This is a genomic window from Butyricimonas sp. Marseille-P3923 (assembly GCF_900184685.1).
GTDB classification, from domain to species: domain Bacteria; phylum Bacteroidota; class Bacteroidia; order Bacteroidales; family Marinifilaceae; genus Butyricimonas; species Butyricimonas muris.
In genome coordinates this window covers 724102-750257 of record NZ_FXXL01000006.1, presented here as the reverse complement: position 1 = coordinate 750257, position 26156 = coordinate 724102, and the positions used below count along the sequence as shown (strand labels likewise).

The 26156-nt window shown below is 45.0% G+C and carries 27 protein-coding genes; 7 read left to right on the top strand and 20 right to left on the bottom strand.

The window, feature by feature from the left end; all coding sequences use genetic code 11:
• Positions 1–58: 58 nt before the first annotated feature.
• Both CS948_RS08965 and CS948_RS08960 read right to left on the bottom strand, forming a co-directional pair.
• The gene (locus CS948_RS08965; RefSeq protein WP_099291345.1) at positions 59–883 is read right to left on the bottom strand and encodes an outer membrane beta-barrel protein; all 825 of its coding nucleotides are present in this window, start codon (positions 881–883) and stop codon (positions 59–61) included.
• A gap of 29 nt (positions 884–912) precedes the next feature.
• A complete protein-coding gene (locus CS948_RS08960; protein ID WP_099291344.1) occupies positions 913–1440 on the bottom strand; it encodes a hypothetical protein in 528 nt (175 codons plus the stop codon).
• Between the two features lie 71 nt (positions 1441–1511).
• Here CS948_RS08960 and dusB point away from each other — a divergent pair, with 71 nt between their 5' ends.
• Positions 1512–2492, top strand: coding sequence for a tRNA dihydrouridine synthase DusB (dusB, locus tag CS948_RS08955; protein ID WP_099291343.1), 981 nt, complete (start codon positions 1512–1514; stop codon positions 2490–2492).
• 18 nt (positions 2493–2510) lie between these two features.
• Positions 2511–3374, top strand: coding sequence for a Bro-N domain-containing protein (locus CS948_RS08950; RefSeq protein ID WP_099291342.1), 864 nt, complete (start codon positions 2511–2513; stop codon positions 3372–3374).
• A gap of 77 nt (positions 3375–3451) precedes the next feature.
• On the opposite strand, the gene CS948_RS08945 is transcribed toward CS948_RS08950, so the two are convergent.
• Both CS948_RS08945 and glpK read right to left on the bottom strand, forming a co-directional pair.
• Entirely contained in the window at positions 3452–4186 is a 735-nt protein-coding gene (locus CS948_RS08945) for an MIP/aquaporin family protein (RefSeq protein ID WP_099291341.1), read from the bottom strand.
• Between the two features lie 35 nt (positions 4187–4221).
• The gene (gene glpK / locus CS948_RS08940) at positions 4222–5721 is read right to left on the bottom strand and encodes a glycerol kinase GlpK (protein ID WP_099291340.1); all 1500 of its coding nucleotides are present in this window, start codon (positions 5719–5721) and stop codon (positions 4222–4224) included.
• 292 nt (positions 5722–6013) lie between these two features.
• Between glpK and CS948_RS08935 the strand changes: the two genes are divergently transcribed.
• Together CS948_RS08935 and CS948_RS08930 are read left to right on the top strand one after the other, a co-directional pair.
• Positions 6014–6544, top strand: coding sequence for an NAD(P)H-dependent oxidoreductase (locus tag CS948_RS08935; RefSeq protein ID WP_099291862.1), 531 nt, complete (start codon positions 6014–6016; stop codon positions 6542–6544).
• A 12-nt stretch (positions 6545–6556) separates the two neighbouring features.
• Complete coding sequence (locus CS948_RS08930; RefSeq protein WP_099291861.1) at positions 6557–7171, top strand: nitroreductase family protein; 615 nt, start codon at positions 6557–6559, stop codon at positions 7169–7171.
• Positions 7172–7204: 33 nt separating this feature from the next.
• On the opposite strand, the gene zupT is transcribed toward CS948_RS08930, so the two are convergent.
• From zupT to pyrH, 9 genes are all read right to left on the bottom strand, one after another.
• Positions 7205–8017 carry a zinc transporter ZupT gene (gene zupT / locus CS948_RS08925; RefSeq protein ID WP_099291339.1) on the bottom strand — a complete coding sequence of 271 codons (813 nt, stop codon included), beginning with the start codon at positions 8015–8017 and terminating at the stop codon, positions 7205–7207.
• A gap of 84 nt (positions 8018–8101) precedes the next feature.
• A complete protein-coding gene (gene gltX / locus CS948_RS08920) occupies positions 8102–9631 on the bottom strand; it encodes a glutamate--tRNA ligase (protein ID WP_099291338.1) in 1530 nt (509 codons plus the stop codon).
• A 10-nt stretch (positions 9632–9641) separates the two neighbouring features.
• Entirely contained in the window at positions 9642–9926 is a 285-nt protein-coding gene (locus CS948_RS08915) for a hypothetical protein (protein ID WP_099291337.1), read from the bottom strand.
• On the bottom strand, positions 9926–10108 hold the full coding sequence (locus CS948_RS08910; protein WP_099291336.1) for a hypothetical protein: 183 nt from the start codon (positions 10106–10108) through the stop codon (positions 9926–9928). Before CS948_RS08910 ends, CS948_RS08915 begins: the two co-directional genes overlap by 1 nt.
• Positions 10099–11241 (bottom strand): 1-acyl-sn-glycerol-3-phosphate acyltransferase, encoded by a 1143-nt coding sequence (locus CS948_RS08905; RefSeq protein ID WP_099291335.1) that lies wholly within the window; start codon positions 11239–11241, stop codon positions 10099–10101. Before CS948_RS08905 ends, CS948_RS08910 begins: the two co-directional genes overlap by 10 nt.
• A 290-nt stretch (positions 11242–11531) precedes the next feature.
• Positions 11532–12728: a pyridoxal phosphate-dependent aminotransferase gene (locus CS948_RS08900; protein ID WP_099291334.1), complete on the bottom strand. Its 1197-nt coding sequence runs from the start codon at positions 12726–12728 to the stop codon at positions 11532–11534.
• A 58-nt stretch (positions 12729–12786) separates the two neighbouring features.
• Complete coding sequence (locus CS948_RS08895; protein ID WP_099291333.1) at positions 12787–13485, bottom strand: Crp/Fnr family transcriptional regulator; 699 nt, start codon at positions 13483–13485, stop codon at positions 12787–12789.
• A 9-nt stretch (positions 13486–13494) separates the two neighbouring features.
• A complete protein-coding gene (gene dxs, locus CS948_RS08890; RefSeq protein ID WP_099291332.1) occupies positions 13495–15378 on the bottom strand; it encodes a 1-deoxy-D-xylulose-5-phosphate synthase in 1884 nt (627 codons plus the stop codon).
• A 72-nt stretch (positions 15379–15450) separates the two neighbouring features.
• The gene (pyrH, locus tag CS948_RS08885; RefSeq protein ID WP_099291331.1) at positions 15451–16155 is read right to left on the bottom strand and encodes a UMP kinase; all 705 of its coding nucleotides are present in this window, start codon (positions 16153–16155) and stop codon (positions 15451–15453) included.
• 120 nt (positions 16156–16275) lie between these two features.
• On the opposite strand from pyrH, the gene CS948_RS08880 reads away from it, so the two are divergent.
• The gene (locus tag CS948_RS08880) at positions 16276–17004 is read left to right on the top strand and encodes a glycosyltransferase (protein ID WP_099291330.1); all 729 of its coding nucleotides are present in this window, start codon (positions 16276–16278) and stop codon (positions 17002–17004) included.
• Positions 17001–17612 (top strand): lipid-A-disaccharide synthase N-terminal domain-containing protein, encoded by a 612-nt coding sequence (locus CS948_RS08875; protein ID WP_099291329.1) that lies wholly within the window; start codon positions 17001–17003, stop codon positions 17610–17612. The genes CS948_RS08880 and CS948_RS08875 overlap by 4 nt, the downstream gene beginning before the upstream one ends.
• Here the strand turns inward: CS948_RS08875 and CS948_RS08870 are convergent.
• The 3 genes from CS948_RS08870 to CS948_RS08860 form a co-directional block, all read right to left on the bottom strand.
• Positions 17562–19172 (bottom strand): glycosyltransferase family 39 protein, encoded by a 1611-nt coding sequence (locus tag CS948_RS08870; protein WP_099291328.1) that lies wholly within the window; start codon positions 19170–19172, stop codon positions 17562–17564. The two genes, CS948_RS08875 and CS948_RS08870, sit on opposite strands and share 51 nt — an antisense overlap.
• A gap of 79 nt (positions 19173–19251) precedes the next feature.
• Entirely contained in the window at positions 19252–20373 is a 1122-nt protein-coding gene (locus tag CS948_RS08865) for a nucleoside recognition domain-containing protein (RefSeq protein WP_099291327.1), read from the bottom strand.
• A gap of 32 nt (positions 20374–20405) precedes the next feature.
• On the bottom strand, positions 20406–21416 hold the full coding sequence (locus CS948_RS08860) for a porin (protein ID WP_099291326.1): 1011 nt from the start codon (positions 21414–21416) through the stop codon (positions 20406–20408).
• 184 nt (positions 21417–21600) lie between these two features.
• On the opposite strand from CS948_RS08860, the gene CS948_RS08855 reads away from it, so the two are divergent.
• Positions 21601–23244, top strand: coding sequence for a glycosyltransferase family 39 protein (locus CS948_RS08855; protein ID WP_099291325.1), 1644 nt, complete (start codon positions 21601–21603; stop codon positions 23242–23244).
• Here the strand turns inward: CS948_RS08855 and CS948_RS08850 are convergent.
• The 4 genes from CS948_RS08850 to rpsI form a co-directional block, all read right to left on the bottom strand.
• Positions 23241–23897, bottom strand: a complete 657-nt coding sequence (locus CS948_RS08850; RefSeq protein ID WP_099291324.1) for an HAD-IA family hydrolase — start codon at positions 23895–23897, stop codon at positions 23241–23243. The genes CS948_RS08855 and CS948_RS08850 overlap by 4 nt on opposite strands.
• Positions 23898–23970: 73 nt before the next feature.
• Entirely contained in the window at positions 23971–24789 is an 819-nt protein-coding gene (tsf, locus tag CS948_RS08845) for a translation elongation factor Ts (RefSeq protein WP_099291323.1), read from the bottom strand.
• A gap of 108 nt (positions 24790–24897) precedes the next feature.
• Entirely contained in the window at positions 24898–25677 is a 780-nt protein-coding gene (gene rpsB / locus CS948_RS08840) for a 30S ribosomal protein S2 (protein WP_099291322.1), read from the bottom strand.
• A gap of 92 nt (positions 25678–25769) precedes the next feature.
• Positions 25770–26156 carry a 30S ribosomal protein S9 gene (gene rpsI, locus CS948_RS08835; protein ID WP_099291321.1) on the bottom strand — a complete coding sequence of 129 codons (387 nt, stop codon included), beginning with the start codon at positions 26154–26156 and terminating at the stop codon, positions 25770–25772.

The window sequence follows — 26156 nt, the reverse complement described above, 5'->3', positions numbered from 1 at the left end:
ATAAAGATTATTAATTCTGTGATTTAATGATAACTCTAAATTTTAACTTTAAACGTTCTTAGAAGTTTACCCCGAACCCGATAACATACGGGTGTAAATCAGGAGCTTTGCCTGATTTCATCATACGGTTGAGGGTATAGCTGCCCCACAGTGCCAGTTTGTCGTATCCTACACGGGCAACAATGTCTGCTTTTACCGGGTTCATGCTGTAATTTCCCGCTTTTTTGTAGCGACGTTTGTCCCCGTTCTCGTTTTTGTACACGACTTTGGTTTTCGTGTGTAATCTTAACCCGCCCATGATTCCGGCTCCCACGTATGCCCGGCGGTGATTTTTCGCGGGGAATTGCCATTCACAGATCAAGGGAACGGTGAGATAAAGGTTTTTCAATGAACTCTTCTTTACATGATCTATTTCCAACGGATATATTTTCCCGTTTTCTCCCCGTTGAATACTGTTTTTGTGCTCGAAACGGAAGCGTTGGTATTCTAATCCCAGTCCGGTAACAAGCCCGAAATTATTCAATTTATTCAGACGCATACTGTATTGGAACATGTTGAATTGCATTACCAGTGAATTCTTGCGTTGCAAGTCCATGAATGGAGAGCCGCCCGGAACAATATCATAATCCCCGAAATCGGCAAATCCAAGATTAAATCCGCTCCAGTGTCCCCGGAACCGTGGATTTTGGCTCCGTTGGTATATGTGTCGGTGGATGGGATCGCTTAATATTTCCGATTTCTTGACTTGTCTGCTTGTTTCTCTATCCTGCAAGTGTATTTCTTTGACGTCACGTCTTAGAGTGTCGCTCGTGCCTGTCCCGTTGTCCCGCGCCATAACGGGAATCGACAGCAATAATGCCAAGGGAATGATAATACTTTTCATGGTGATTTATTTTTTGTTGGTTGTGTTTCTTATTTATTGGAGTTGTCCAAAAAAGTAATAGAATTGAAGAATTTATTTTTCTGCGGGATGAGTTCTTCCAAGTCTTTCGTATTCGCACCTATAGATACTTGATACATACAATTATCTCTGAAAATAAATCTTTTATAGTACGTCATCTCTTCAAGCTCTTTCATTATCGTGTAGGTAATCTCCCATATCTCGACATTTTTTGATGGTATACGCTTTTCGCTGGTGAGTTTAGCGGTCGGCATTGAAACTGATTCTTTCTTCATGGCGAGATATAGCTGGTTGACCGTGTAAGCATCGAGGATGCCTTTTTCTTTCGTCAATTGCGTGCATACAACCCCGAAAACACAGGTTACGTTTTTCGTTTGGTATATCCATGAACGGATGTCATTCACGTCTTTTTTCAGACGTTCGCCCCGGCTAGGGAAAAGGAACGTGATTTGGTAGTCGCCTCTTATTTTTACCCATTCCTCTTTCTGTGGGGCGAAAGTTGCAAGTAATCCGATAAGAATAAATTTTATTATAGCCATATCCGTGCTGTTTATTTCGTGTGTTAAAGATAGAAATTATTATTTTTGTGGCAAAACTTATTTGATTGAAGATGATAGTCGGAGGAAAAGACGTAGGTGAGCGGCCGTTGATTTTGGCGCCGATGGAAGAGGTTACAAATCCCCCTTTCCGGAAATTCTGTAAGCGATACGGGGCGGATTGGCTCTACTCGGAATTTGTATCGGCGGATGCGTTGGTGCGTTCCATAAACAAGACCGTGAAGAAGTTGACGATAGAGGAGTCCGAACGTCCGGTAACCATTCAGATATACGGTCGCTTTATTGATTCGATGGTCGAGGCGGCAAAGATTGTTGAAGAAGTGCAGCCTGATTTTATAGATATAAATTTTGGGTGTCCCGTGAAAAGGGTTGCCGCGAAAGGGGCGGGAGCAGGAATGCTTCGGGATGTACCTTTAATGGTGGAAATGGCAAAGCAGATCGTGCAGGCCGTGAAGATCCCCGTTACGGCAAAGACTCGTTTGGGTTGGGATTGCGAGAATATTATCATTGACGATGTGGCAGAACGATTGCAGGATGTCGGGATTAGTGCTTTGGCTATTCACGGGCGCACCCGTTCCCAGATGTACAAGGGTGAGGCAGATTGGGAGCCTATCGCCGGAGTGAAGCGAAATCCCCGGATAAAGATCCCGATCATCGGAAACGGTGATATCGACACCCCGGAAAAGGTAAAAGAAGCTTTCGAGCGTTACGGTGTGGACGGGGTAATGATCGGGCGTGCCACGATCGGTAAGCCGTGGATATTTCAACAGATCAAACATTATATGAAAACGGGGGAGATTCTACCCGAATTGCCCCTGCACGAACAAATAGAGATTATCAAGGAACAAATACTGTTATCCCAAGAATGGTTGGATGAAGTGCGGGGATTATTCCACATGCGTCGGCACATGGCTTGTATGTTCAAAGGATTGCCCCATTTCCGTGATTTGCGGATTCAAATGCTGCAAGCCCCGACCATAGAAACGTTGTGGGAAGTGTTTGATAAGATTGAGGAGCGATACAAGGGGGAATAAAGGATAAATTCGGTGAATATGACAAAACAGAATGCAATAAAGGTTTTCGAGGAAAAGAAAGTTCGTACGGTATGGGATAGCGATAAGGAAGAATGGTATTTCTCTATTATTGACGTTATCGCGATTTTGACGGAAAGTGATAATCCAAGAAAGTATTGGAGTGTGCTAAAAAACCGTTTGAAAAAGGAGGGAAGTGAAACGGCTACAAATTGTAGCCAGTTGAAATTACTTGCCGAAGACGGTAAAATGCGATTGACGGATGTCGCTAATACAGAACAACTATTCCGATTAATACAATCCATTCCTTCCCCTAAAGCAGAGCCATTCAAGTTATGGATGGCACAGGTTGCTAAAGAGCGTTTAGATCAAATGCAAGATCCGGAGTTGTCTATTGAGCAGGCGATGTTGGATTATAAACGTTTGGGTTATTCCGATAATTGGATAAACCAACGGCTTAAAAGTATAGAAATCCGTAAAGACCTGACGGACGAATGGAAACGTAGGGGATTGCAAGAGGGAGTGCAATTTGCTTCTCTGACTGATATTATCTACAAAACGTGGGCGGGAATGACTGCAAAGGAATACAAGTCATTTAAAGGATTGAGGAAAGAAAATCTACGGGATAATATGACGAATACCGAATTGGTATTAAGTATGCTTGCAGAATTGTCTACCACGAAAATATCGGAAGTACGTAATCCGGAATCATTTAACGAGCATTTGGAAGTTGCCCGTAGAGGGGGAAGCGTGGCTCAGGAAGCCCGGTTAAAATTGGAAGAGGAAACAAGTACGTCTGCAATATCTCCTTTGAATGCAAAAGACGTGTTAGGACTCCAAAGTGGGGAGAACGGGGAAACGGATAGCGAGGAGGGCAGTTTGTAAAGTCTGTAAAGCTCTTTGCGCCTCGCGTAACGCCTGTCACTTTACAAACTTTATAAACCTTACAACTTTACAAACTTCTATACAATCATATAAATCACCGCTGCCACAAGTGAGCCGGCTAATGGCCCTAAGATAGGAATCCACGCGTAATCCCAGTGACTGCTTCCTTTTCCCGGAATCGGGAGGATGGCATGCATTACACGGGGTGCGAAATCTCGGGCGGGATTGATGGCATATCCGGTGACTCCGCCTAAAGAAAGTCCGATTACCCATACGATGAAGGATACGGGAATTGCACCGACCGAACCCAATCCGATAGGGGTAGTTGTATCGACATCGGCTATCAGTTCAGCCCCGGTAATATAGAATACCGAGAACATCAATACGAAGGTGGCGATAAGCTCACCCCCGAAGTTTACCACGTTATGTCGGATTTCGGGAGCCGTGCAGAATACACCGAGTTTTGCCCCGGGGTCGTCCGTGACCTTAAAGTGGTCATGGTAGACAATCCAGACGAGGAACGCACCCATGGCGGCACCCAGCATTTGAGCGATCACGTAAGAAGGTACACTTGCCCACGGGAATTTTTCCGCGATGGCGAAACCTATTGTAATGGCGGGATTCAAGTGGGCCCCGCTATATGGACCGGCGATGACGACTCCTGCAAAAACAGCAAGTGCCCATGCCGTGGTGATGGTAATCCAACCACCTTGAAATCCTTTGGTCTTTTTTAGCACGACGTTGGCTACTACGCCGTCACCCAAGAGGATCATCGTCATTGTTCCGAGTAGCTCTGCTATAAATGGTGACATGGAGAATTTATGATTTTAGATTCATGATTATCGTTTTACAGTTCTTCCCAGTTACGGGCTCTTTCGATAGCTTTATGCCACATGTGAAGGAGTTTGTCGACCTCTTCTTCTGTCGCAACAGGGGAGAACTCCTTGTTGATGTTCCATTGTTTGCGCAGCTCTTCAGTGTCACGCCAGAACCCGATAGCCAATCCAGCGAGATAAGCCGCACCGAGAGCTGTTGTTTCCAGTATCTGGGGGCGAACCACGTGTGTTCTGTTAATGTCACTTTGGAATTGCATCAGGAAATTGTTGGCAACAGCACCTCCGTCTACCCGTAATTCGAGAGATTGGCGGTGAGTGTCATGCTCCATGGCTTTTAAAATATCGTACACTTGGAATGCAATTCCTTCCAGTGTTGCCCGGGCAATATGTGCGGGAGTTGTTCCTCGTGTGATTCCGAGAATGGCACCTCTGGCGTATTGATCCCAGTAAGGGGCACCCATTCCCGTGAGAGCGGGAACAAAATAAACTCCCCCGTTATCTTGAACGGATGTTGCGAGAGCCTCACTTTCCGAGGCAGTCCTGAGCAGTTGCATCCCGTCCCGTAGCCATTGGATGGCTGCTCCCCCCACGAATACACTTCCTTCCAAGGCGTAAGTAACGGAGTCACCGATTTTCCACGCGATGGTGCTTAACAGATTGTTTTCCGATTTTACGACTTCGCTTCCGGTATTCATGACCATAAAACATCCGGTACCGTATGTCGTTTTCGTCATTCCCGGTTCAAGGCAGAGTTGCCCGAAGAGGGCGGACTGTTGGTCGCCGGCTATTCCGGAGATCGGGATTTTCGTCGAGAACAAAGTTGTACTGGTTTCCGAATAGACTTCGCTGCTGCTTTTTACTTCCGGAAGTATAGCTTCGGGAATGTCGAAAAGTTCCAGTAACTCTTTATCCCATTGCAACGTGTGAATATTGAACAGCATCGTGCGGGAAGCATTGCTGACATCCGTCACGTGTACCCGTCCGTGCGTGAACTTCCACACGAGCCAACTGTCTACCGTACCGAAACACAACTTTCCTTTTTCAGCCCGTTCACGTACACCTTCGACATTATCGAGAATCCATTTGATTTTTGTGGCGGAGAAATAAGCATCAATCAGTAATCCCGTTTTCTCCCGGATCATTTCAGTATATCCGTTTTCTTGCAATTCCCGGCAGATATCGGCAGTACGCCTGTCTTGCCATACGATGGCGCGATAGACGGGCATAGAGGTTTCCCTGTCCCAAATGATCGTGGTTTCACGTTGGTTTGTGATACCTATACAAGCCACGTCCAGTCCCGTGAGGTCTGCTTTGGCGATAACTTCGGCGGCCACGGAGGATTGCGTGTACCAGATTTCGCTAGGATCGTGTTCCACCCAACCCGGGTGAGGGAAGTGTTGTTCGATTGGTTTCTGTGACATGGCAACAATATTTCCGTCATGGTTGAAAAGCACGGCGCGGGAGGAGGTTGTCCCTTGGTCTAGTGCAAGTACGTATTTCGCTGTCTTCATGATAATGTAATATTATATGTTTTTCATTTGTTGTGACAATAAATGCTATATTTCTTACGTAATTTTTAAAATTCGGTTACATTTATAAAAATGAATAGTCGTTTAACCGGAAACATTCCCGATATTGAATTTAAATATGGATTTGCAAGTATCTTTTATTTTGTAAGAAGTTTAAGGGGGGAAACCGTTTTTTTCGTATATTCGAAGTTGCAAACTGAAAATTAAGCTTATGAAAACAATTGTATTAATACTTGCGGTTATTTTTTCCGCGGGTGCTTTAAATGCAGAGAAAATGGAAAAAGCAAAGAATTCAGGAAATGTAGTGATCTTGTTGGCTCACCCGAATTTCAAGGAGTCACAGGCGAATAAGGCATTGATTGATGCCGTGAAAGATATTCCGGGAGTGGTAATTCTGGATTTGTACGCCAAGCCTTTTGACGCCGAGGCGCACAAGAAAATTTTATCGGAGGCGAAAGCGGTTGTGTTTCAATTCCCGTTTTATTGGGCGAGTGCGCCTTCACAGTTGAAAAAGTGGTTGGATGAGATTTTCACGCCCTTGGCACAAACCGAGGTGGTGAAAGGGAAACCGTTAATGGTGGCCACGACAACGGGTTCGGAATACGAGGCGTATCGTTCCGGAGGCAGGAATCATTTTACGATGGACGAGTTATTGCGTCCTTACCAGTTGACGGCTAATCATTCGGGTATGGTCTGGCAAACGCCTCACGTGGTTTATGGCGTGGCGACACCTGCCGGAGCCGGGAACGTGAAAGAAGGTGCAAAGGCTTATCGTCAGCGGATAGAAGCGTTATTGAAAAAATAAATGAAGAAAAAAATGAAGAAATTTAATACCTTTTACGTTCTGCTTGCCGTAGTATTGGTGATTGTATTTTTAAAAACATCATGTATGGGAGATGCGAAACAACAAGATGATCCGGTTTTGAAGACCAAGGCTGTTTTGGAAAATATCGCGGCACGCAAGAGTGTACGCAAGTATTTAAAGAAAGAAGTAGAGGAAGAGAAGATTACCGCTATGTTGAAGGCGGGAATGGCTGCACCTTCCGGGATGGACAGACGTCCGTGGGAATTTGTCGTGGTAACCGATCGGGCAGCGCTTGATTCGATGGCTGCAAGTCTGCCTTATGCCAAAATGTTGGCACAAGCACCGATGGCTATTGTCGTTTGTGGTGATTCTACCCGTTCTTCTTATTGGTACGTGGACTGTTCGGCTGTAACGCAGAATATTCTCTTGGCTGCTGAGGCTCTCGGGTTGGGAGCCGTATGGACGGCGGCTTATCCTTACGAGGATCGCATCGGGGTTGTCCGGAAATACACGGCTATGCCCGAACAATTTGTGCCGCTTTGTATCATTCCTGTCGGTTATCCCGATGGTCTGCAAAAAGCGAAAGATAAATACGATGAAAGTAAAATTCATCGGAATAAATTCTAAAGATAAAGGCTCGGTTAAATCGAGCCTTTATCTTTAGAACAGTAACAGGCTAAAAGCCATAAGCCCCATTCCGGCAACGAGTCCGTAAATAGACAAATGATGTGCGCCGTATTCTTTGGCGGTAGGGAGAAGTTCGTCAAGAGAGATGAATACCATGATGCCTGCTACAAGGGCAAACAGAACGCCAAGGACAACGGCATTAATCCCGATGAAGAAATAGATTAGAACGAAGCCGATAATAGCTCCGAGGGGCTCGGACAAGCCGGAAAGAAAAGACAGTTTGAATGCTTTTTTTCGGTTGCCCGTGGCAAAGAATATGGGAACCGATACGGCAATCCCTTCCGGGATATTGTGAATGGCGATAGCGAATGCGATCGGGTATGCTATTTCCGGGTTAGACAGTCCGGCAATAAAAGTAGCCAGACCTTCCGGGAAGTTGTGGATACTGATGGCGAGAGCCGAGAATATCCCCATGCGCATTAATTTCTTGTCATGAGGTTGTTGCGCCATGCTCTCGACGGATTTTACCTCGTGCGGGTTCTCGTAGGAAGGAATCAATTTGTCGATAACGGCAATAAGTCCCATGCCGCAAAAGAAAGCGATAGCCGTGATAATATCGGCAATCTTGCCGTCGTACACTTCCTCGATGGATTCTTTAGCGGTAGGAAACAACTCCACGAAAGAGACGTATATCATCACTCCTGCGCTGAATCCCAGCGAGAGGGACAGGAATTTTTTGTTCGTTTTTTTCGTCAGAAAAGCAATGGCACTACCAATTCCGGTCGATAGTCCGGCAAATAAAGTTAGCGTGAAAGCCAGCAACACGTTATTCCAAGAGATATCCATGCGTTTCGGTATTAAAAACTAAAAGTTAGAAAGGGTCAGTGTGATCTTTTCCAACTTTTAGTTTTTGGTTTTTGTTTAATAGAGTTATCGCAATATATCTATAATACGGTGAAGTCGTGTTAAAGTTTCTTCTTTCCCTAAAATTTCAATAATGTCAAATAAATGAGGACCATCAGCGGCACCGATAATAGCCAATCGGAACGGACTCATAACCTTACCGAAACCCATTTCTTTTGCCGTAACCCATTCCCTCACGGCTTCTTCCGTGTTGGGGGAGGTAAAGTCTTGTACGTTTTCCAGTACTCCGACTAGCTCTTGCATCAGCGCGGGTGTTCCTTCTTTCCAGAATTTTTTCACCCCTTTTTCGTCATAACTTTGCGGGGCTTTGTAGAAATACTGTGACGAATTGTAAATATCTGCCACGAAGTTTGCTCTTTCTTTCAGTAAATGGCAAATCTTCTCCAGTTTCTTCATATCGTAAGAAATACCGTCCTTTGCAAGTAATTCATTTAATATGACAGCCAAATCGGCATCGCTCTTTTCCACGAGGTACTTGTGATTAAACCATTTTGCCTTATCCGGGTTGAAGCGGGCGCCTGATTTATTTACGCGTTCCAGCGTGAACTGCTCGCACAATTCGGACAGAGAAAATATCTCTTGCTCCGTGCCGGGATTCCAGCCCAATAGGGCAAGCATATTGATAAAGGCATCGGGCAGATAACCGTCTTCCTTGTAGCCGTGCCATTTTTCACCGGTTTCCGGATCGGTAAATTCCATGGGGAACACAGGGAAGCCCATTTTGTTACCGTCACGTTTGCTGAGTTTCCCGTTGCCGACGGGTTTCAGTATCAACGGCAGATGCGCAAACTCCGGCATGGTATCTTCCCAACCGAAAGCCCGGTACAGGAGTACGTGTAGCGGGAGGGAGGGTAACCATTCTTCACCGCGGATCACGTGCGAAATCTTCATCAGATGATCGTCCACGATGTTTGCCAAATGGTACGTGGGCATTCCGTCTGCTTTAAACAGTACTTTGTCGTCCAGAAGAGAGGTATTGAAATGTACTTCTCCCCGGATAATATCGTGTAATAGCAAATCTTCGTTTTCCGGCATCTTGAAGCGAATCACGTAATTTGCACCGCTATCCAAAAGGGTTTTTACTTCGTCCGCGCTCATGTTGAGTGAATTCTTCATGTGCTTGCGGGTGGCGGCATTATACATGAATGTTTCCCCTTTTGCCTCATGTGCTGCACGTTGCGCGTTCAACTCGTCGGCACTGTCGAACGAATAGTATGCGTTGCCCGACTCCACGAGTTGGAGGGCATATTGTTTGTAAAGCGGTTTACGCTCGCTTTGGCGATAAGGTCCATATTCTCCCCCTGCACCTACACCCTCGTCCACGGTCAATCCGCACCATTTCAATGATTCGATGATGTATTCTTCGGCTCCCGGTACGTAGCGGGTTTGGTCAGTATCCTCGATTCTTAACAGGAAATCACCCCCGTTATGGCGGGCAAAAAGGTAATTAAAGAGGGCTGTTCTTACACCACCCAAGTGAAGGGCTCCGGTGGGGCTGGGAGCAAATCTTACTCTGACTTTTCTATCGGAAATCATATCTTTAATATTATAATAGCTCGTTTTCTCCTTCTTGTTCTTTTTTTTCTTCTTTTTCCCGTTCGATGAGTTGTGTCAGAAGGTTTTTGGCATAGGTAATCGCGTAACGTTCGGCTTCCTTTTTGGATGGGATGCCGCTCTTGATAGGCTCTGCATAGCTAAAAGGCTTATCAGGACCTTCCGTGAGAACGTAAAGAGTAAAATTACTATGTTGATTGCGGCTTTTACTGGTCAACCCGAACCACATTTCCACCGAGCGGTCTTTGAGATGTATATTGCGTTTGAACTTGTACATTACATGTTATTTCTCGGGGTATTCTTGAAATTGATGACTCCGACGGCAACAGCGAGTGCTGCCATGGCGCCCACGTTCACGTACACGGCAGTACGACTATTTTGCGGGGCAAAAAGACTAATCGTACTGGATATCATAATAAGGAATGCTGCTAGTATCAGCAAATATCTGGCTATTCGCATATATGTCTTTCTAAAGCGTTTTTAACCGGGTTAGCGTAGATTTCAAGGAAAATGTTGTTCAGCACGGAACGGTTTCCCTCGAGTTTATCCAACTTTTCAGTCATCACGCGGATGAAATTATCTTTTTCCTTCTCGCTGTATTTGGAGGTGAACTTGTTCGTGCCGTGAAGTAAGTCGTAAGCGACGTAATTATTCTCCCACAATTTGAAGTTACCTTGTATTCTGGAATCAATAAGCGTTGCCAGTTCAGCGATACGGTCGCCGTTATTGTCCTTGGCGTCAATTTCTTCCAGTTCATGGTCAATCGGGGGGGTGATGGCAAAATGCACCCGTCCCTTGTATCCGGACAGACCTTGTTGCATACTTCTCATATCCGCGGCAGGAGTCTTGATATATTCACCGACAGTCTTTTGATATAATTCGTCGGTTTTCAGATCATCACAAGGTTCCCACTCGTAGGAGATGGATACAGGCACAACCCGTAATTCACGGAAATTCTCCACGAAACCTTTCGGACCACTCATGCGGAACATTTTCAGCAAACTGTGTTGCGTGCGGTCATCCCCGTTTTTGGTTCTTCCTTCTTTTTGAGCAATCCACACGGAATCCTCATTCTCGTGAATGACGTCACGCAAATAATGAGAACGCATATTCGCACTGGTAATCATGTCACGCACGGGAAGTCCCCGCTCTATGATAAAGCAGGCATCCAGCTTCACGAGATCGGTCACCCATTTGTTGATTAACAAGTTGCTGCCGATAGCCGCTTCGCAATAGTGGCACCCCCGCTCTGATAGCAACACGTTGAGTATTGCCGAGTCGAGGATAATATCCCGATGATTTGAAACGAAGAGATAACTTTTACCCGGTTCGATATATTCTAACCCCGTTGCTGTCACCCCGTCGGTCGTTCCTGCTATCAAACGCTTCATCGTGGGACCGAAAAAACGTTCCTGAAACTCTTTTCTGGTAGTGATACCTTTCAGTTGCTCTTGTATTTTAGTCTTATCAATCCTTGTCATTTGGGAAAAAAGTGCCAAAAACTCTTCTGCTTGGCTCAGTCGCTCCACGGCGGCTGGAATCTCTTCCCCCATGTAGGGTCTGATACTATTAAATTGGGAATCCGATGTCATGTCGTAATTTTAAAATTAGAAATCACGTGGCAAATATAGATAAAATGTTTTATAAAAGTGTGTCTGATAAGCTTATATTCGGTCTAAATGAGTGAAACGCCTTATTTTCTGTAAAGTTATGGTCGAAAAATGAGTCTTTAAAGTCGTTTTGCCGGATGCAGTTTATGAAGTCTGTAAGGTCCATAAAGTCTATAAGGTCTGTAAGGTCACAGAACAAGGGTCTAAGGACCTTTGACTTTATAGACTTTACAGACCTTATGAACTAGAAGGTGTGCCAAAGCACGCCTTGCTTATTTTCTACCGGGATAAACTTCAAGAGCCTTTGCCAATGTTTCCATGGCACCCTTGAGGTCTTCAATCTTCAACACGTAAGCAATTCTTACCTCGTCTTTACCGAGTCCCGGGGTAGAGTAGAATCCGCTTGCGGGAGCTACCATAACGGTTTGCTTGTTGTACTCGAAATCCTCGAGCAACCATTGTGCGAATTTGTCTGCATCGTCAACGGGTAATTTTACCACGGCATAGAAAGCTCCTCTCGGTTTCGGGCAAATAACTCCCGGCATTTTATTGAGGGCTTCAACCATGAAATCACGTCTTTCGATGTATTCGTTATACACGCTTTCAAAATATTCGGCGGGGGTATCAAGTGATGCTTCGGCAACAATCTGACCGATTGCCGGGGCGCACAAACGAGCCATACCGAATTTCAAGGCAGCCGTCATAACCTCTTTGTTGCGGGTAACCAAAGCACCCACGCGAAGACCGCACTCGCTGTATCTCTTGGAAACAGAATCCAACAGGATCACGTTCTGTTCGATGCCTTGCAATTGCATCGTGGAGAAATGTTTGTATCCGTCATAGCAGAATTCACGATACACCTCGTCAGCGTACAGGTAAAGATCATGTTTCTTCACGATGGTAGCAAGTTGTTCCAGTTCTTCCTTGGAATACAAGTATCCCGTCGGGTTATTCGGGTTCACTATCACGATACCTTTCGTGCGGGGAGTAATTACTTTCTCGATCTCTGCAATCGGGGGCAAAGCGAAGTTTGTTTCGATAGAAGAGGTAACCGTCTTCACCTTTACGCCGCACATAAGAGCAAAAGCGTTATAATTGGCGTAGAACGGTTCGGGGATAATCACCTCGTCACCCGGGTTCAACGTGGACATGAAAGCTATCGTGATAGCTTCGGAACCTCCGGTAGTTATCATGATATTCGTTTCGTCGATATTGATACCAATATTCTGGTAATATTTGGCTAATTTTTTTCTGTAGGAAAGATTTCCGGCAGAATGGGTATATTCAATCACCTTCTCGTTACAGTGTTTTAAAGCTTCCAAAGCGACCTCCGGGGTTTGAATATCCGGTTGTCCGATGTTCAAGTGGTACACTTTAATCCCTCTTTCTTTTGCTTTATCCGCGAACGGAACCAATTTGCGAATCGGCGAAGAAGGCATCGCCATCCCTTTTTCTGAAATCTGTGGCATAAGTTATTCGAGTTTAAATTTATCTTGCACAAAGATAGACATATTGAATGATTTTAAATCAATCAGCCAATCTTTTTAATTTATCATGATCTAATAATTTTATTTTCCTTCCTTTAGCTTCTACCAGTCCCTCGTTCTTCAAATCGGAGAGCAGTCGGATCAGTGTTTCGGTAGCGGTTCCCACGAAATTACTCAAGTCTTCGCGGGTGATATTCAGTCGCAAAGTCCCGTCTTCTTCAACACCGAAATCGGAAGCAATAAGCAAGAGTATTTCTGCCAGCCGGGCTTTTACCGATTTTTGAGCGATATCACGGATATGACGATTGGCTTCTTCCAGTTCCTTGCAGGCGATTTGCATCATTTCATAAGCGAAATCCGAACTGTGTTTCATCATGTGTGTCAACGATGTATAAGAGATATAACACAATATACAGTCGGATAAAGTTTCCACCGAGGTACAAGCTAATTCATTACGGATGACAGAACGAAATCCGAACATTTCGCTCTCTTTCCCGAAACGAATAATTTGCTCTTTTCCGGTAATTCCGGTTTGGAAGATTTTCACGACACCTGAAAAAAGAAAATAACATCCTTTAATGCGAGAACCTTCTTTATAGATGTATTCGCCTTTTTTATAGAATTTTACCGTGTCATCCGTGAATAATGTTTCGAGGTACTCGTCAGGCACACCTTTAAATGTTAGCTTGAATTTGCTAATACATTCCGATAATTTTGGTATTGGAGCCTCTTCTTTCATGCTTTCCTTTTATATCGAACAAATTGCCCGGAATATAGATTCGCAATCATAACCACATTCACGGTATAACTGTTGTTGTGTACCGTGTTCCACGAACTGATCCGGAACACCCAAGCGCACAACCTTGGCGGAATACCCGTGATCAGACATAAATTCAAGCACGGCACTACCCAGTCCGCCCATGATTGTTCCGTCCTCTAAGGTAATGATTTTTTTGAATTTATGAAATATTGAATGGAGTAATTTTTCATCCAGAGGTTTGAGGAATCGCATATCATAGAAGGCAACCGAACGCCCCGTTCCCTTTTCAATAGCTTTGAGAGCCTCGTTCCCGATAGCTCCGATGGATACGATGGCAACATCCTCGCCTTCAATAATACAACGTCCTTGCCCGATAGGCAATTCCTTGAACGGGGTACGCCACTTGACCATTGTCCCGTTACCTCGCGGGTAGCGAATGGAGAAAGGTCCTTTGTCCGGCAATTGAGCCGTGTACATCATATCGCGTAATTCTTCCTCGTTGAGGGGAGAGGCTATTGTCAGGTTCGGGATGCAACGGAAGCTGGCAAGGTCAAAAACGCCGTGGTGTGTAGCCCCGTCAGCCCCGACCAATCCTCCCCGGTCAAGACAGAAAACGACGTTGAGTTTTTGCAATGCCACGTCGTGTATTACTTGATCGTATGCTCGTTGCATGAAAGAAGAATAGATATTACAGAAAGGCACGTACCCCTGTGCCGCCAATCCTGCCGAGAACGTAACGGCGTGTTGTTCGGCGATGCCGACATCAAAACAGCGATCGGGCATCTCTTTCATCATGATATTTAACGAGCAACCCGATGGCATGGCGGGAGTAATTCCCACGATTTTGGGATTGGTATGAGCCAATTCCAGTATGGTATGACCGAAAACATCCTGAAATTTGGGCGGGGTATTTTCCTTGCATTCTTTGATGATTTCCCCGGTTTCTTTATTGAATTTCCCCGGTGCGTGCCAAGTCGTTTGGTCTATCTCGGCTTGTTTGAACCCTTTCCCCTTGACTGTGATACAGTGGAGAAGTTTAGGGCCTTTGATTTGTTTCAGATCACGGAGAACCTTGACCAAGTGGTTGACATCATGCCCGTCCACGGGGCCGAAATACCGGAATCCCAGAGCCTCGAACAAGTTGCTCTGGCGTAGCATCAATGATTTGACGCTATTATCTATTTTCTGGATGAAGTTTCGGGCTCCCGGGCTGATTTTATTGATGCGCCCGAGAATATTCCAGATATCTTCTTTCAGTTTGTTATATGTTTTGGAAGTCGTGATATCGAGAAGGTATTCATTCATTCCGCCCACGTTGGGGTCAATTGCCATGTTGTTGTCGTTGAGGATAACCAACAGGTTGGCATTATTAATACCCGCGTTATTCAATCCCTCGAAAGCCAGTCCCCCGGTCATCGCCCCGTCCCCGATAATTGCCACCGATAGGCGGTCTTCCTCCCCGTTCATTTTTGCCGCCACGGCCATTCCCAGCGCGGCGGAAATCGAGGTCGAGGAGTGTCCCGTCCCGAAAGCGTCATATTCGCTTTCGCTTCTTTTGGGAAACCCGCTGAGTCCCTTGTACTGCCGGTTCGTGCAGAAGTTGTCCCTTCGCCCGGTAAGTATCTTGTGGGGGTAAGCTTGATGTCCCACGTCCCACACGATATTATCGTACGGGGTATCGAACACGTAGTGCAATGCCACGGTAAGCTCGACAACCCCCAATCCGGCCCCGAAATGTCCGGGGTGTTCCGAACACTCGTCAATGATTTTCTCGCGTAATTCCCGACACAATTGAATCAGGTCGTCTTCCGGCACCTTCTTCAAATCATCGGGAGAGTTTATCGTATCTAATATTCTTTTTTCTTCGTTCATAATTAACCATTGAAAAAAGTCTGAAGGTTTTCTCCCTTCATTTCCAATTTTTCAATTTTCAATTTTCAATTATTAATACACGATTGTTCCGATATTTTCCCCTGAAATGACTTTTTTCAAGTTACCCGGTTGGTCCATGTTGAAAACGATAATCGGTAAATGATTTTCTTTGCACATGGTCGTTGCCGTCAGGTCCATCACCTTTAGTCCCCGGTTGTATATCTCGTCATAGGTAATTTTATCGAATTTGGTTGCTGTCGGGTCTTTCTCCGGGTCGGCAGTATAAATACCGTCCACGCGGGTACCTTTGAACATGGCATCCGCCTCTATCTCGATGGCACGCAGGCTGCTCGCCGTGTCGGTCGTGAAATACGGGTTACCCGTTCCGGCACTCATGATAGTGACATACCCTTCTTTCAAATATTCCATGGCTTTTGCTTTCGAGTAGAATTCCCCGATAGGTTCCATGCGGATAGCCGTGAGTACTTTGTTTTTACATCCTTCGTTGTCTAAAGCCGAACTTAAAGCCAGACTGTTGATAACGGTTGCCAACATACCCATGCTGTCGCCTTTTACCCGGTCGAACCCCTTATTTGTACCACTCAGTCCCCTGAAAATATTGCCGCCACCGATAACAATCCCCACTTGGACTCCCATTTTTGCAATTTCATGTATTTGACGGGCGTAACTCTCCAAACACGTGGTGTCGATACCATATTTTTGACCGCCCATTAAAGATTCTCCGCTGAGTTTTAACAAAATTCGGTTATATTGCATATCTTTGTTTGTTTAAATTTTATAACAAAAAACTTAGTTTCTTCGCTAAAACGCAACAACAAAACTAATGAATTTTTGTTATAACTATAATTTAATTTGAGAATATAAATTTCACCGCAGATGAACAGAACCGCTAATTACGATCTAACAGTCATAGTGCCAGTGTATAACGAGGAGGGGAACATCCTAAGATTAGAGAAAGAGTTGGGGGAGTTTTTAAAGACAGCCAAGGTTACTTCTTGCGTATTGTTTGTAAACGATGGCTCGAAAGATGATAGTGAACGCCTTATCCGGGAGGTTTGCGGTAGAAACGAGGGATTTTTCTTTTTGAATCTCGCTAAAAACGGGGGATTAAGTGCTGCCATGAAAGCGGGGATAGACAATTCTTTTTCCAAGTGGGTGGGATACATCGATGCCGATTTGCAAACGACACCCGAGGATTTTAATAGCCTGTTGGAACACGCGGACGAGTTCGAGATGGTGATGGGCATCCGTACCGGACGGAAAGACAGTTTCGTCAAAAATATGTCTTCCCGTATCGCCAACGGGTTCCGCCGAATGATGACGCATGACGGGGTGGAGGATACCGGATGCCCGTTGAAAGTGTTGCGCACCGATTACGCGAAACGGATTCCTTTCTTTACCGGGATGCATCGTTTCCTGCCGGCATTGATACAGTTGCAGCATGGGCGGGTAAAACAAGTTCCCGTGCGCCATTTTCCGCGTATCGCCGGAAAATCAAAATATAACTTGGCTAACCGCTTGGTCGGTCCTTTCAAAGATTGTTTTGCTTACCGTTGGATGAGGAAACGTTATATTAACTATCAAGTGGCTGAAAACAATCTATGATTTACGTTATCGGATTTCTCGCTCAGATTTTCTTTTCCGCCCGGATATTACTGCAATGGATATTGTCCGAGCGAGCTAAAAAAGTAATCTCCCCGGCGATATTCTGGCAATTGAGCATATTGGGATCCTACCTGTTATTCATTTATGGTTGGTTGAGGGATGACTTCGCTATTATTTTCGGACAGATCATATCCTATTATATTTATATCTGGAACCTGAACAAAAAGCACCAGTGGAAATGGTTGCCTTTGGTTTTGCGTACCGTGCTTTTGCTTACGCCCGTTGCGGCAATCATTTACATGATAGAAGACGCAAGCGCGTTTGTCGACCAGTTCTTCCGGAACGAGAAAATTCCTTTGTGGTTATTGATCTACGGTTCGATGGGGCAGATTATATTTACCCTCCGTTTCGTTTACCAGTGGATTTATTCCAAGCGCAAAGACGAATCCCTTCTCCCGCTTGGTTTCTGGGTAATCAGCTTATTCGGTTCATTGATTATTGTTTCATACGCCATTTATCGGCACGACCCGGTCTTGATACTTGGGCAATCCACGGGTTTACTGGCTTACGGTCGCAACATTTGGCTCTCCCGCAAGGGTAGTTGCTAATTGTTCGCCTTGTGACGGGTGTACCAGATAAAAGATTCCTATTTTCTCGTAATGTACGGTTTCAAGCCATGTCATTATAGCTTCTGAACGAGCCACATCCCGTTCTTTTAGGAAAATCATGCAATCCCCTTGCTCGTACACCTTGAACAAAGAATCCTCGTCCGATATCTTTATCGGGTCTTCATGTAGATAAACATCCATGTTTTCCCCGCTACGGAAACGGTAGTAATAATAGTGGTCGATATCTTCCTCTTCGCAAATTTCATGAGCTTTTTCAGCCATTTCGGATAATCCTATATTTGAATTGAGCCGCGGCAGGGCAAAGCCCCCGACAAACAATGTTCCCAATATCCCTAAGGCGGCAGTGTTTATCGCTTGGTATAATTTTTTCTTCAGTAGCAGCGAGAAAGCGAATAGACTGAAGACGAACAGTACACCTATCGCCATGAAAATAAATATGGAGTGCGGGTACTCAAACTTGTTATGGATTGCCAAAGCGACAACGGGGGCAATCATGAATGCGACGACCGGGATATATACCGCGAAAGCAATCCGTTTTTCTTTTATTTTAGGGAGCAACAATACAGTCAGATAAGTGAAAAACGGGAACAGGGGTAACATATAAATATCGAGCTTCGCGCTGAACATGGATAAAAGCACGAAAGACGAAACGATTACGGTCAGGAAAAACTTCTCCTTGTCCGTGGTGAGCAGTTTTTTACGGAGGGCAATAATGATGGTCGCTATATATAAAAGTGACCAAGGGGCAATGGAGTACCAAATGGTGATTCCGTAATACCAAAATGCCTCTTTATGGTGGAATGAATCAATAGCCCGGTTGACGGTCTGGTTAAAAAGCAGGTTATTGAGATAGGCGTTTCCGCCTTCTATATACACGCACCCGAACCATATGGCACATAACCCCAGAAGAATACCCCACGCGCTCCATCCCAGATAACGCCCGAACTGCCGGATTTCTTTTTTCACGATTAGGAATACCGTGATTGAAACGACAGGAACGATAAAACCGACAGGTCCTTTCGAGAAAATAGCCAAGAAGATATAAACTGGTAGCAAAAAACGGTCAAGTGGTCGTCCTTTGCCGGAATATTGTTTATAGAACGTGTACAAAGCCAGCAGGATAAACATGCACATCAGCATATCCATGCGCAACACAAGCCCGGAGCCGATAAAGAATGCGCTCGTGTAAAGCATCAATGAAGCGTTCCACCTTGACCGGGGAGTGGTATCCTCTTCCACCCATTTGTTCATCACGTGAATGGAAACCAGTGCCGGGATGATTGAAAACAGGGAAAGCACTAGCATGTGATATTCGCCGAAAATCCATTTACACAGCATGATAAACCAGAAATACAAGGGTGGTTTATCCGCGTATACTTCTCCTTGGTTATAGAAAGTGAAGAAATGCCCCTCTCGTAAAGCCTCGTCCGCGATGCTCAAGTATTTTAACTCGTTGTTGGGCGTAAAATCCCGAAACAACAACACGGGTAAAACCAAGGCGAATAACAAAAAATATGGATACGGCTTTATATTTTTCATGTCTGTTCGCGTAAGTAATATACGTGTTACGGGAAAGCTAACGAAAAGGTTCTCACAACCTTTTCGTTAGCTTTTCATATTACAATAATTGGAAAAGTACATAAACCCAATGCGCGATAACACCGGCAACAAGTCCGCCGACAGTGTGTGCGACGATGGCCTTTGATGTTAGCTGGCGGAATCCCAGAGAATCCAGCATAGCGGTATGGGTACTTAAATAACCGCTCCAGCACATACCGATAGCGGTAAACACGGCAATAGCGTTACCGTCAATCCAACCTTGAGCCGCGAAATTAGGTACAAGACCTAGGGCTGCGCCCACCGCTCCAAGGGCTGTAATGGGGAATGCTACAAGGTGGGGGTCCTCGAAACCGAAAAGCCACTCGAAAAGAATATTTACTTTACCCGCCAGATAGGGAAGAAGTTCCGTTCCTTGATAAGCGGCTCCGGTGTATCCTTCTGCGGACGGTCCGAAAGTTAATATCATCACGAACGTGGAGATAACCAATACCCCCGGGATGATGGCGATACCGATATCTACTCCCGAGCGTCCCCCGTCAAGCAAGGCGTCCAAAATACGCAAGAAAAGAGTTTTATTCGAATTATCCGTATTTTCTTCCACTTCCACGATTTCAGTTATCGCGCTTTCATCTTTGAAATGGGGATGCGATTTCAGGATGAAACGTTGCATAAGGCGGGTGGAAACGATACAGCCGCAAAACGCCCCGAACAAACCGATGAAAGGTGCGGAGTAATACCCTTGACCAATCATGAAAACGATAACAAGCAATCCCATGCCGAAAGCGGTTCCGAAATTGGTAAGAGATATCAATTGGTATTTCTTGAAATAACTGCCGAAACGAACATCTTTCGCCAGAGAAATAATAGCGGGATTATCCGACAAGAATGTCAACACGGCTCCCAATGAGGCAGTTCCCGGTAAATTGAACAAAGGCTTCATCAAAGGACGCAAGATTTTTTCCAAAAGTTTCACGACACCGAACTCCACGAAAATACGTCCTAGGGCACCCGTGATGACACAGATTCCCATTAAATAGAAGACCGTATTCAATAATAAATCATGAGCGGTATTCATGATTGTGTTGAGCATGTGCGGGATTTCCATCACGGACGCGATGTAATAAAAAATTCCAACCACGATAATTAGGCATGGAATCCCGGTGGGAATAAATTTCTTCATGTTTTTACAGGATTAATAAATAGAGGGTTGAGTTATTTTTTAATGAAATTAATTCTCCAAGTTAAACCCACGCTAAGCTGCATGTCATCGGGTTGTAAAGTCCCGGAAGCGTTACGGCCCGCGTAATAGGAATAATAAGCGTGCAACCGTACATCGCGGGTACGTGCGGGAAATACCTCGATACCGCCGCCCACGTTCGTGATTTCCGTACCGGGAAGCACGCACAAATCACCTGCACTCTTGTTCTTGTTCACATCGTGAGAGGCATTTACCCGTAAAATCACGTGTTCCCCAATCTCTTGCGTGATACTCCCTATAATAGAGAAATCCTTGAATAAATCACCGTCTTTCACTTGTGCGCCCGTGGTGCGACCCATCAAATCGATATTGAAAGTGGTTTTGCCCGATTTGAATTGGTTTCCTAGAGCGAGATAACCGATAAACTTGTGGGGTAAATACTCGACCAAGTTCGCGGAATAAATCGTGTTCCAGCAATCCCGGTTCCCGTACCACACGAAATTTAAAGCGTAAATATCCCGGTTCCCTTCAATCTGGAATGGAGATTGGCACAATTGAAGCGTGAACAAATCCTTGTTATTGTCAAGCGCGTAGGATGCACTCGCCCCGAATTGATAACAGGAAATATTGTTACAGAACTCGGATAAAGTATAAATATCGATAGGGGCAAGGTCATACTCGTATCCGCCGATACCCACGATTTGTTTTCCCGCGGAAAGACTCCAGTTTTTATTAATCGCGTAATTGAGATAAACGTAATCGATAGAATTAAAAAAAGAACTTTCCGTGTTAGCCTTGTTCAATCGTTGGCGGTAAGCGTAGGAAAATCCCTCGCCGAACGAGCCGTTTATTTTCAAATTAACCATACTTCCCCGGAAACCGTTCTCGGATGCAGGGGCGGAACCCAAGTTATGGTGATAATCAACTCGTGCTTCTCCCGATAAATTAATCGTGTTTTTTTCTTGAGCACACACACTCAATATACCTGATACAGAGAGTAAAAAGAATACAAATATTTTTTTCATAAACTAAATTGATTTTAGGCGGCAAAGATAAATCAACTTTATCGTAAAAGCAATATTAGATTTTGAATTATCTGTGCAAAAAGCGTTTTGCCCCCTTTGTTTGATAATTTAGGTAGGATACAATATAAAATAATTTTATTGTTATAAATTTGCGTCTTAAACGCAAGTGTAATTCAAAAAGATTATGCAGAGAAACTATATACATTACCTCTTTATTCTTATCGTTTGTTGTTTCGCTTTTTTCGTGAATAATGGGGCTGTTTATGAAGATATTATGGAGTCCCGTAACTTGGTTACGGCTCACGAGATGATAGAGTACGACAATTGGTTGGTACCCACCATGAACGGGGAATTGCGTTTAGAGAAACCGCCTCTGCCCACTTGGGTGGCCGCGGGAATAGAATATCTTCAGCCGGACAACATCTCTATGCAACGTGCTGCTGCCGGAATCATGGCAACTTTGATGGTATTTTTCCTTTATTTCTTCGCTTCCGCGTTAAGCGGCAATCGGATGTTGGGATTACTCTCTGCGGTGGTATTGGCGACGTGCTTCAATGTCATCATGGCGGGACGCGTGGCGACATGGGACATCTATTGCCATAGTTTTATGCTGGGAGCGATACTCTTCTTTTATAAAGGAATTGTCAGTCGGCGAACAAGCTGGGGTATGTTTATATGGGCGGGAACATTTCTCGGGTTGTCCTTCCTCGGGAAAGGTCCGGTAGCCTTTTACGCCTTATTGCTTCCTTTCCTGCTCAGTTATATTGCCGTGTACCGTCCGTCGTTCAAGAGAAAGGGATTGCCGATAGTGGTCATGCTGCTGGTCTTTGTCGCGGTTAGCTTCTGGTGGTACTTGTATCTGATTATATTCCACAAGGACATGACCATGTTCGTGTGGGCAAAAGAATCGACGGCGTGGATGGAGAGAAATGTCCGCTCGTGGTATTATTATTGGCAATTCTTCGCGGAATCCGGTATATGGTCGTTATTCCTGTTGACCGGATTGTGTTGGCCTTGGCTGAAACGGAAAGTGACAATGAAAAAGGAATACGCCTTTGCCGTGGTATGGACCTTAGTGACCTTGGTATTGCTCTCCCTTTTCCCGGAGAAGAAAACCCGTTATCTCCTGCCGATACTTATCCCTGCCTCCATGGTCGTGGCGCATTACGTGGTGTATATATTTGTAGCCACGAAAGAGAAAAAGCTTACCGCCGGCGACCGTGTTGTCTTCCGGGTAAACGCGTTCCTTCCGGCATTGATAGCCCTCGGGATGCCCGTGGCGATATACTTTTTGTTTTACGTCAAAGGGCAGATGGGACTGGCACTCTTTATCATTGTTACCCTCCTTTTCCTTGTTGCCGCTTATTCTATTTTTGCGGGAGGGGTAAGGATGAAATCGATGAAAGTCTTCACGGGAGTCGTCTTATTGCTGATTTTAGTGGAAACACTGCTTATGCCTCGTGTCGCCAATATGTTCAATAACACCGAAATCAAGAGCATCTCGGCAGTGCGGGAAATCGAGGAAGTGAATCATATCCCTTTTTATTACCCGTCGGACGAGGAATTACGGATTGAATTGGTGTACGAGGCGGGACGTCGCATCTTACCTTGGGACATCGAGAACGACACCACCCTGCTGGACTCTCTCCCTATCGTGTTGGTTTCCGGCAAACCCGCCGCGGAAATATTACCTCCCGGCATGGCAGAACGGGTAAACCTGCATTTTATCGACATGTACGACAACAACACCCGCCCCAAATCGGACAAGAAACGTTATTCCCCGAAATTCGTGCGCTACGTGACGATTCTGGAAAAGAAAGCGGATTAGACTAGTAGTATTTGTCCTAACTCCTCCACCGATGCCACGATACGGTCGGCTCCGGCACGGGTTAATTCTTCTTCGTCCCCGTAACCGTAAAGGACACCGATATTGTCGATTCCTACTTTTTGAGCCCCTTTGATGTCATGTTTCCGGTCACCGACCATAACGACTTGGCTCAAGTCTTGAATGTTGTTGTTTTCCAGCACGTGCTGGATGACTTCATCCTTGTGGGATAACGAACCGTCGAGTCCGCTGCCGCCGACAAACTTGAAATAAGGGCTCAGATGAAAATAATCCAATATCTTTTGGGCATAATAGGCAGGTTTTCCGGTAGCCAGCATCACTTCTTTGCCTGCCGCGTTCAATTGTCGCAAGAGAGGCTCTATCCCGGGATAAACGGCATTCTCGTATATACCGGTTTCGGCGAATCTTTCCCTGTATTTATTGATTCCTGCTTCGGCTTGCGTTTCGCTGAAGTGGTAGAATTCCATGAGCGATTCCTTCAAGGGGGGACCTACAAATTTCCGGAGTTGGTTCAAGTCTTTCACCTCGATATCGAAATACTTCAGGGCGTATTGAATGGATTTGGTAATACCTTCCATGGAATCGGTAACCGTTCCGTCAAGGTCTAAAAGTATATACTTGTATTCTTTCAGCATATCAGTCGCGTTAAGGATAAAAAAACAGGCCTATCGCTAAGCCTGTTTCCTATTTCGAGTGATTTGTCGCTTATCAAACATTCAGCGTGTAACGCAAGAATGAAGTAACGGTCAAATCTTTGTCAACACTCTTCAAGTAATCTCTTACAGACATTTTACCGTCTTGCTCGAAAACTTGGTTCAGCAAAGTAGACTCTTGGAAGAATTTGTTCAAGCGACCTTGAGCGATTTTCTCCAACATGTTTTCCGGTTTACCCTCTTCACGAGCTTTCTCGCGACCGATTTCGAATTCATGGTCAATGATATTCTGTGGGATACCGTCTTTGTCTACAGCAACAGGAGCCATAGCCGCTACTTGCATGGCGATGTTTTTCATCACTTGGGCGTCAGCCGTTTTGTTGAAACCGACAACGGTAGCCAACATGTTTCCCGGGTGAATGTAAACAACGCAATCTTCTGCTTTCAAGCAACCGTAGTAGCTTAATTCCAGTTTCTCGCCGATAACTCCGGTTTGTTCAGCAATCTGGTCAGCGATGCTTCTACCGTCCAGTTGGATAGCTAACAAGTCCTCGGTAGTGGCGGGCATATTGGCTAAAGCGGCGTCAAGGATGCGAGTCGTGAAACCGATAAATCCTTCATTTTTGGCAACGAAGTCGGTTTCGCAGTTTAATGAAACCATAACTGCATTCTTCCCGTCGGTTTTGGCTAAAACGCAACCTTCTTTTGCATCTCTGTCTGCACGTTTGCTTGCCACAACAAGACCTTTCTTGCGGATGATATCAACGGCTTTGTCGAAATCACCTTCGGCCTCTTGGAGCGCGTGCTTGCAGTCCATCATTCCGGCATTTGTTGCTTTACGCAACTTCATCACGTCTGCTGCTTTTATTTCCATATTCTTATAAATTTCAATTGTTCGTTGAAGATTTTAGATTATGGAGTTTGAATCAAAAACTTGGAATGATTTCAATCTAAAATCCAAAATCTAAAATCTAAAATTAATTTATTCTTCAGTAGCGGCCTTTTCCTCTACCACTTCCTCTTGAGCTTCCGCTCTGTCGGCGCCTTTCTTGTCACCTTCTTTCTCTCGCTCCGCTTTTCTTTCGCTCAAGCCTTCTTTGATGGCTCCCGCTACTTTGTCGATAATCAAAGAGATAGAAGTAGAAGCGTCGTCATTTGCCGGGATTACGAAATCAATTCCCTCGGGGCTTGAGTTCGTGTCCACGATAGCGAATACCGGAATACCAAGCGTGTTGGCTTCTTTTACTGCGATATATTCCTTCATCACGTCAACCACGAAAAGAGCGGCCGGAAGACGGGTCAGGTCAGCGATGCTGCCCAAGTTCTTTTCCAATTTTGCTCTTTGACGAGATATCTGGAGTCTTTCCCGTTTTGAAAGGTGAGAGAAAGTACCGTCTTTTTCCATTTTGTCAATGGTGGTCATTTTCTTCACTGCCTTACGGATAGTCGGGAAGTTGGTCAACATTCCGCCCGGCCATCTTTCAGTCACGAACGGCATATTGATATTTGAAATTTTTTCAGCAACAATGTCCTTAGCCTGTTTCTTTGTTGCAACAAACAGAATTCTTCTGCCTGACTTGGCTATTTGTTTCAAGGCTGCACTTGCCTTGTCCAACATGATAGCGGTTTTGTTCAGGTCAATAATGTGGATATCATTACGCTCCATGAAGATATACGGAGCCATTTTAGGATTCCATTTACGGGTAAGGTGTCCGAAGTGACAACCTGCATTTAATAATTCGTCGAAATTCGTATTTGACATTTGTGTCATTTTTAAAGTTTACATTCTTAAATTTTATCAATCGCCGGGTAGTTCTCTCGAGAAGTCCCGCCAATTTAGATACTAAACTCTGATTAACGTTTAGAGAACTGGAATCTCTTACGTGCGCCCGGACGTCCCGGTTTCTTACGCTCAACTTCGCGCGGGTCTCTGGTCATGAAGCCTGCCGCTCTCAATTTGGATTTGTCTTCCGCGTTGATTTTCACCAATGCTCTGGCAATACCCAAGCGTAAAGCTTCTGCCTGTCCGTTAAAACCGCCTCCAACAAGGTTTACTTTGATATCGTATTGTCCGGCAACGCCTAATAATTCAAGCGGTTGTTTCACTACATACTGGAGGGTAGGCAACGTGAAATACTCTTCCAAGCTCTTTTTGTTGATTGTAATATTGCCTTTTCCTTCGTTAAGATAGACGCGGGCTACCGCTGTTTTTCTTCTACCTACTGCATTTACTACTTCCAT

Excerpts from the sequence above, each read along its gene's own strand:
- CS948_RS08865 (WP_099291327.1), bottom strand. The coding sequence starts at position 20,373 with ATGAAGAAATTTATTCCCACCGGGATTCCATGCCTAATTATCGTGGTT.
- CS948_RS08915 (WP_099291337.1), bottom strand. The coding sequence starts at position 9,926 with ATGTACAAGTTCAAACGCAATATACATCTCAAAGACCGCTCGGTGGAA.
- CS948_RS08905 (WP_099291335.1), bottom strand. The coding sequence starts at position 11,241 with ATGACATCGGATTCCCAATTTAATAGTATCAGACCCTACATGGGGGAA.
- CS948_RS08945 (WP_099291341.1), bottom strand. The coding sequence starts at position 4,186 with ATGTCACCATTTATAGCAGAGCTACTCGGAACAATGACGATGATCCTC.
- CS948_RS08910 (WP_099291336.1), bottom strand. The coding sequence starts at position 10,108 with ATGCGAATAGCCAGATATTTGCTGATACTAGCAGCATTCCTTATTATG.
- CS948_RS08935 (WP_099291862.1), top strand. The coding sequence starts at position 6,014 with ATGGAAAAAGCAAAGAATTCAGGAAATGTAGTGATCTTGTTGGCTCAC.
- CS948_RS08880 (WP_099291330.1), top strand. The coding sequence starts at position 16,276 with ATGAACAGAACCGCTAATTACGATCTAACAGTCATAGTGCCAGTGTAT.
- pyrH (WP_099291331.1), bottom strand. The coding sequence starts at position 16,155 with ATGCAATATAACCGAATTTTGTTAAAACTCAGCGGAGAATCTTTAATG.
- rpsI (WP_099291321.1), bottom strand. The coding sequence starts at position 26,156 with ATGGAAGTAGTAAATGCAGTAGGTAGAAGAAAAACAGCGGTAGCCCGC.
- dxs (WP_099291332.1), bottom strand. The coding sequence starts at position 15,378 with ATGAACGAAGAAAAAAGAATATTAGATACGATAAACTCTCCCGATGAT.
- CS948_RS08895 (WP_099291333.1), bottom strand. The coding sequence starts at position 13,485 with ATGAAAGAAGAGGCTCCAATACCAAAATTATCGGAATGTATTAGCAAA.
- CS948_RS08855 (WP_099291325.1), top strand. The coding sequence starts at position 21,601 with ATGCAGAGAAACTATATACATTACCTCTTTATTCTTATCGTTTGTTGT.
- rpsB (WP_099291322.1), bottom strand. The coding sequence starts at position 25,677 with ATGTCAAATACGAATTTCGACGAATTATTAAATGCAGGTTGTCACTTC.
- CS948_RS08950 (WP_099291342.1), top strand. The coding sequence starts at position 2,511 with ATGACAAAACAGAATGCAATAAAGGTTTTCGAGGAAAAGAAAGTTCGT.
- dusB (WP_099291343.1), top strand. The coding sequence starts at position 1,512 with ATGATAGTCGGAGGAAAAGACGTAGGTGAGCGGCCGTTGATTTTGGCG.
- CS948_RS08875 (WP_099291329.1), top strand. The coding sequence starts at position 17,001 with ATGATTTACGTTATCGGATTTCTCGCTCAGATTTTCTTTTCCGCCCGG.
- CS948_RS08900 (WP_099291334.1), bottom strand. The coding sequence starts at position 12,728 with ATGCCACAGATTTCAGAAAAAGGGATGGCGATGCCTTCTTCGCCGATT.
- CS948_RS08870 (WP_099291328.1), bottom strand. The coding sequence starts at position 19,172 with ATGAAAAATATAAAGCCGTATCCATATTTTTTGTTATTCGCCTTGGTT.
- glpK (WP_099291340.1), bottom strand. The coding sequence starts at position 5,721 with ATGAAGACAGCGAAATACGTACTTGCACTAGACCAAGGGACAACCTCC.
- zupT (WP_099291339.1), bottom strand. The coding sequence starts at position 8,017 with ATGGATATCTCTTGGAATAACGTGTTGCTGGCTTTCACGCTAACTTTA.
- CS948_RS08960 (WP_099291344.1), bottom strand. The coding sequence starts at position 1,440 with ATGGCTATAATAAAATTTATTCTTATCGGATTACTTGCAACTTTCGCC.
- CS948_RS08930 (WP_099291861.1), top strand. The coding sequence starts at position 6,557 with ATGAAGAAATTTAATACCTTTTACGTTCTGCTTGCCGTAGTATTGGTG.
- CS948_RS08860 (WP_099291326.1), bottom strand. The coding sequence starts at position 21,416 with ATGAAAAAAATATTTGTATTCTTTTTACTCTCTGTATCAGGTATATTG.
- CS948_RS08850 (WP_099291324.1), bottom strand. The coding sequence starts at position 23,897 with ATGCTGAAAGAATACAAGTATATACTTTTAGACCTTGACGGAACGGTT.
- CS948_RS08965 (WP_099291345.1), bottom strand. The coding sequence starts at position 883 with ATGAAAAGTATTATCATTCCCTTGGCATTATTGCTGTCGATTCCCGTT.
- gltX (WP_099291338.1), bottom strand. The coding sequence starts at position 9,631 with ATGATTTCCGATAGAAAAGTCAGAGTAAGATTTGCTCCCAGCCCCACC.
- tsf (WP_099291323.1), bottom strand. The coding sequence starts at position 24,789 with ATGGAAATAAAAGCAGCAGACGTGATGAAGTTGCGTAAAGCAACAAAT.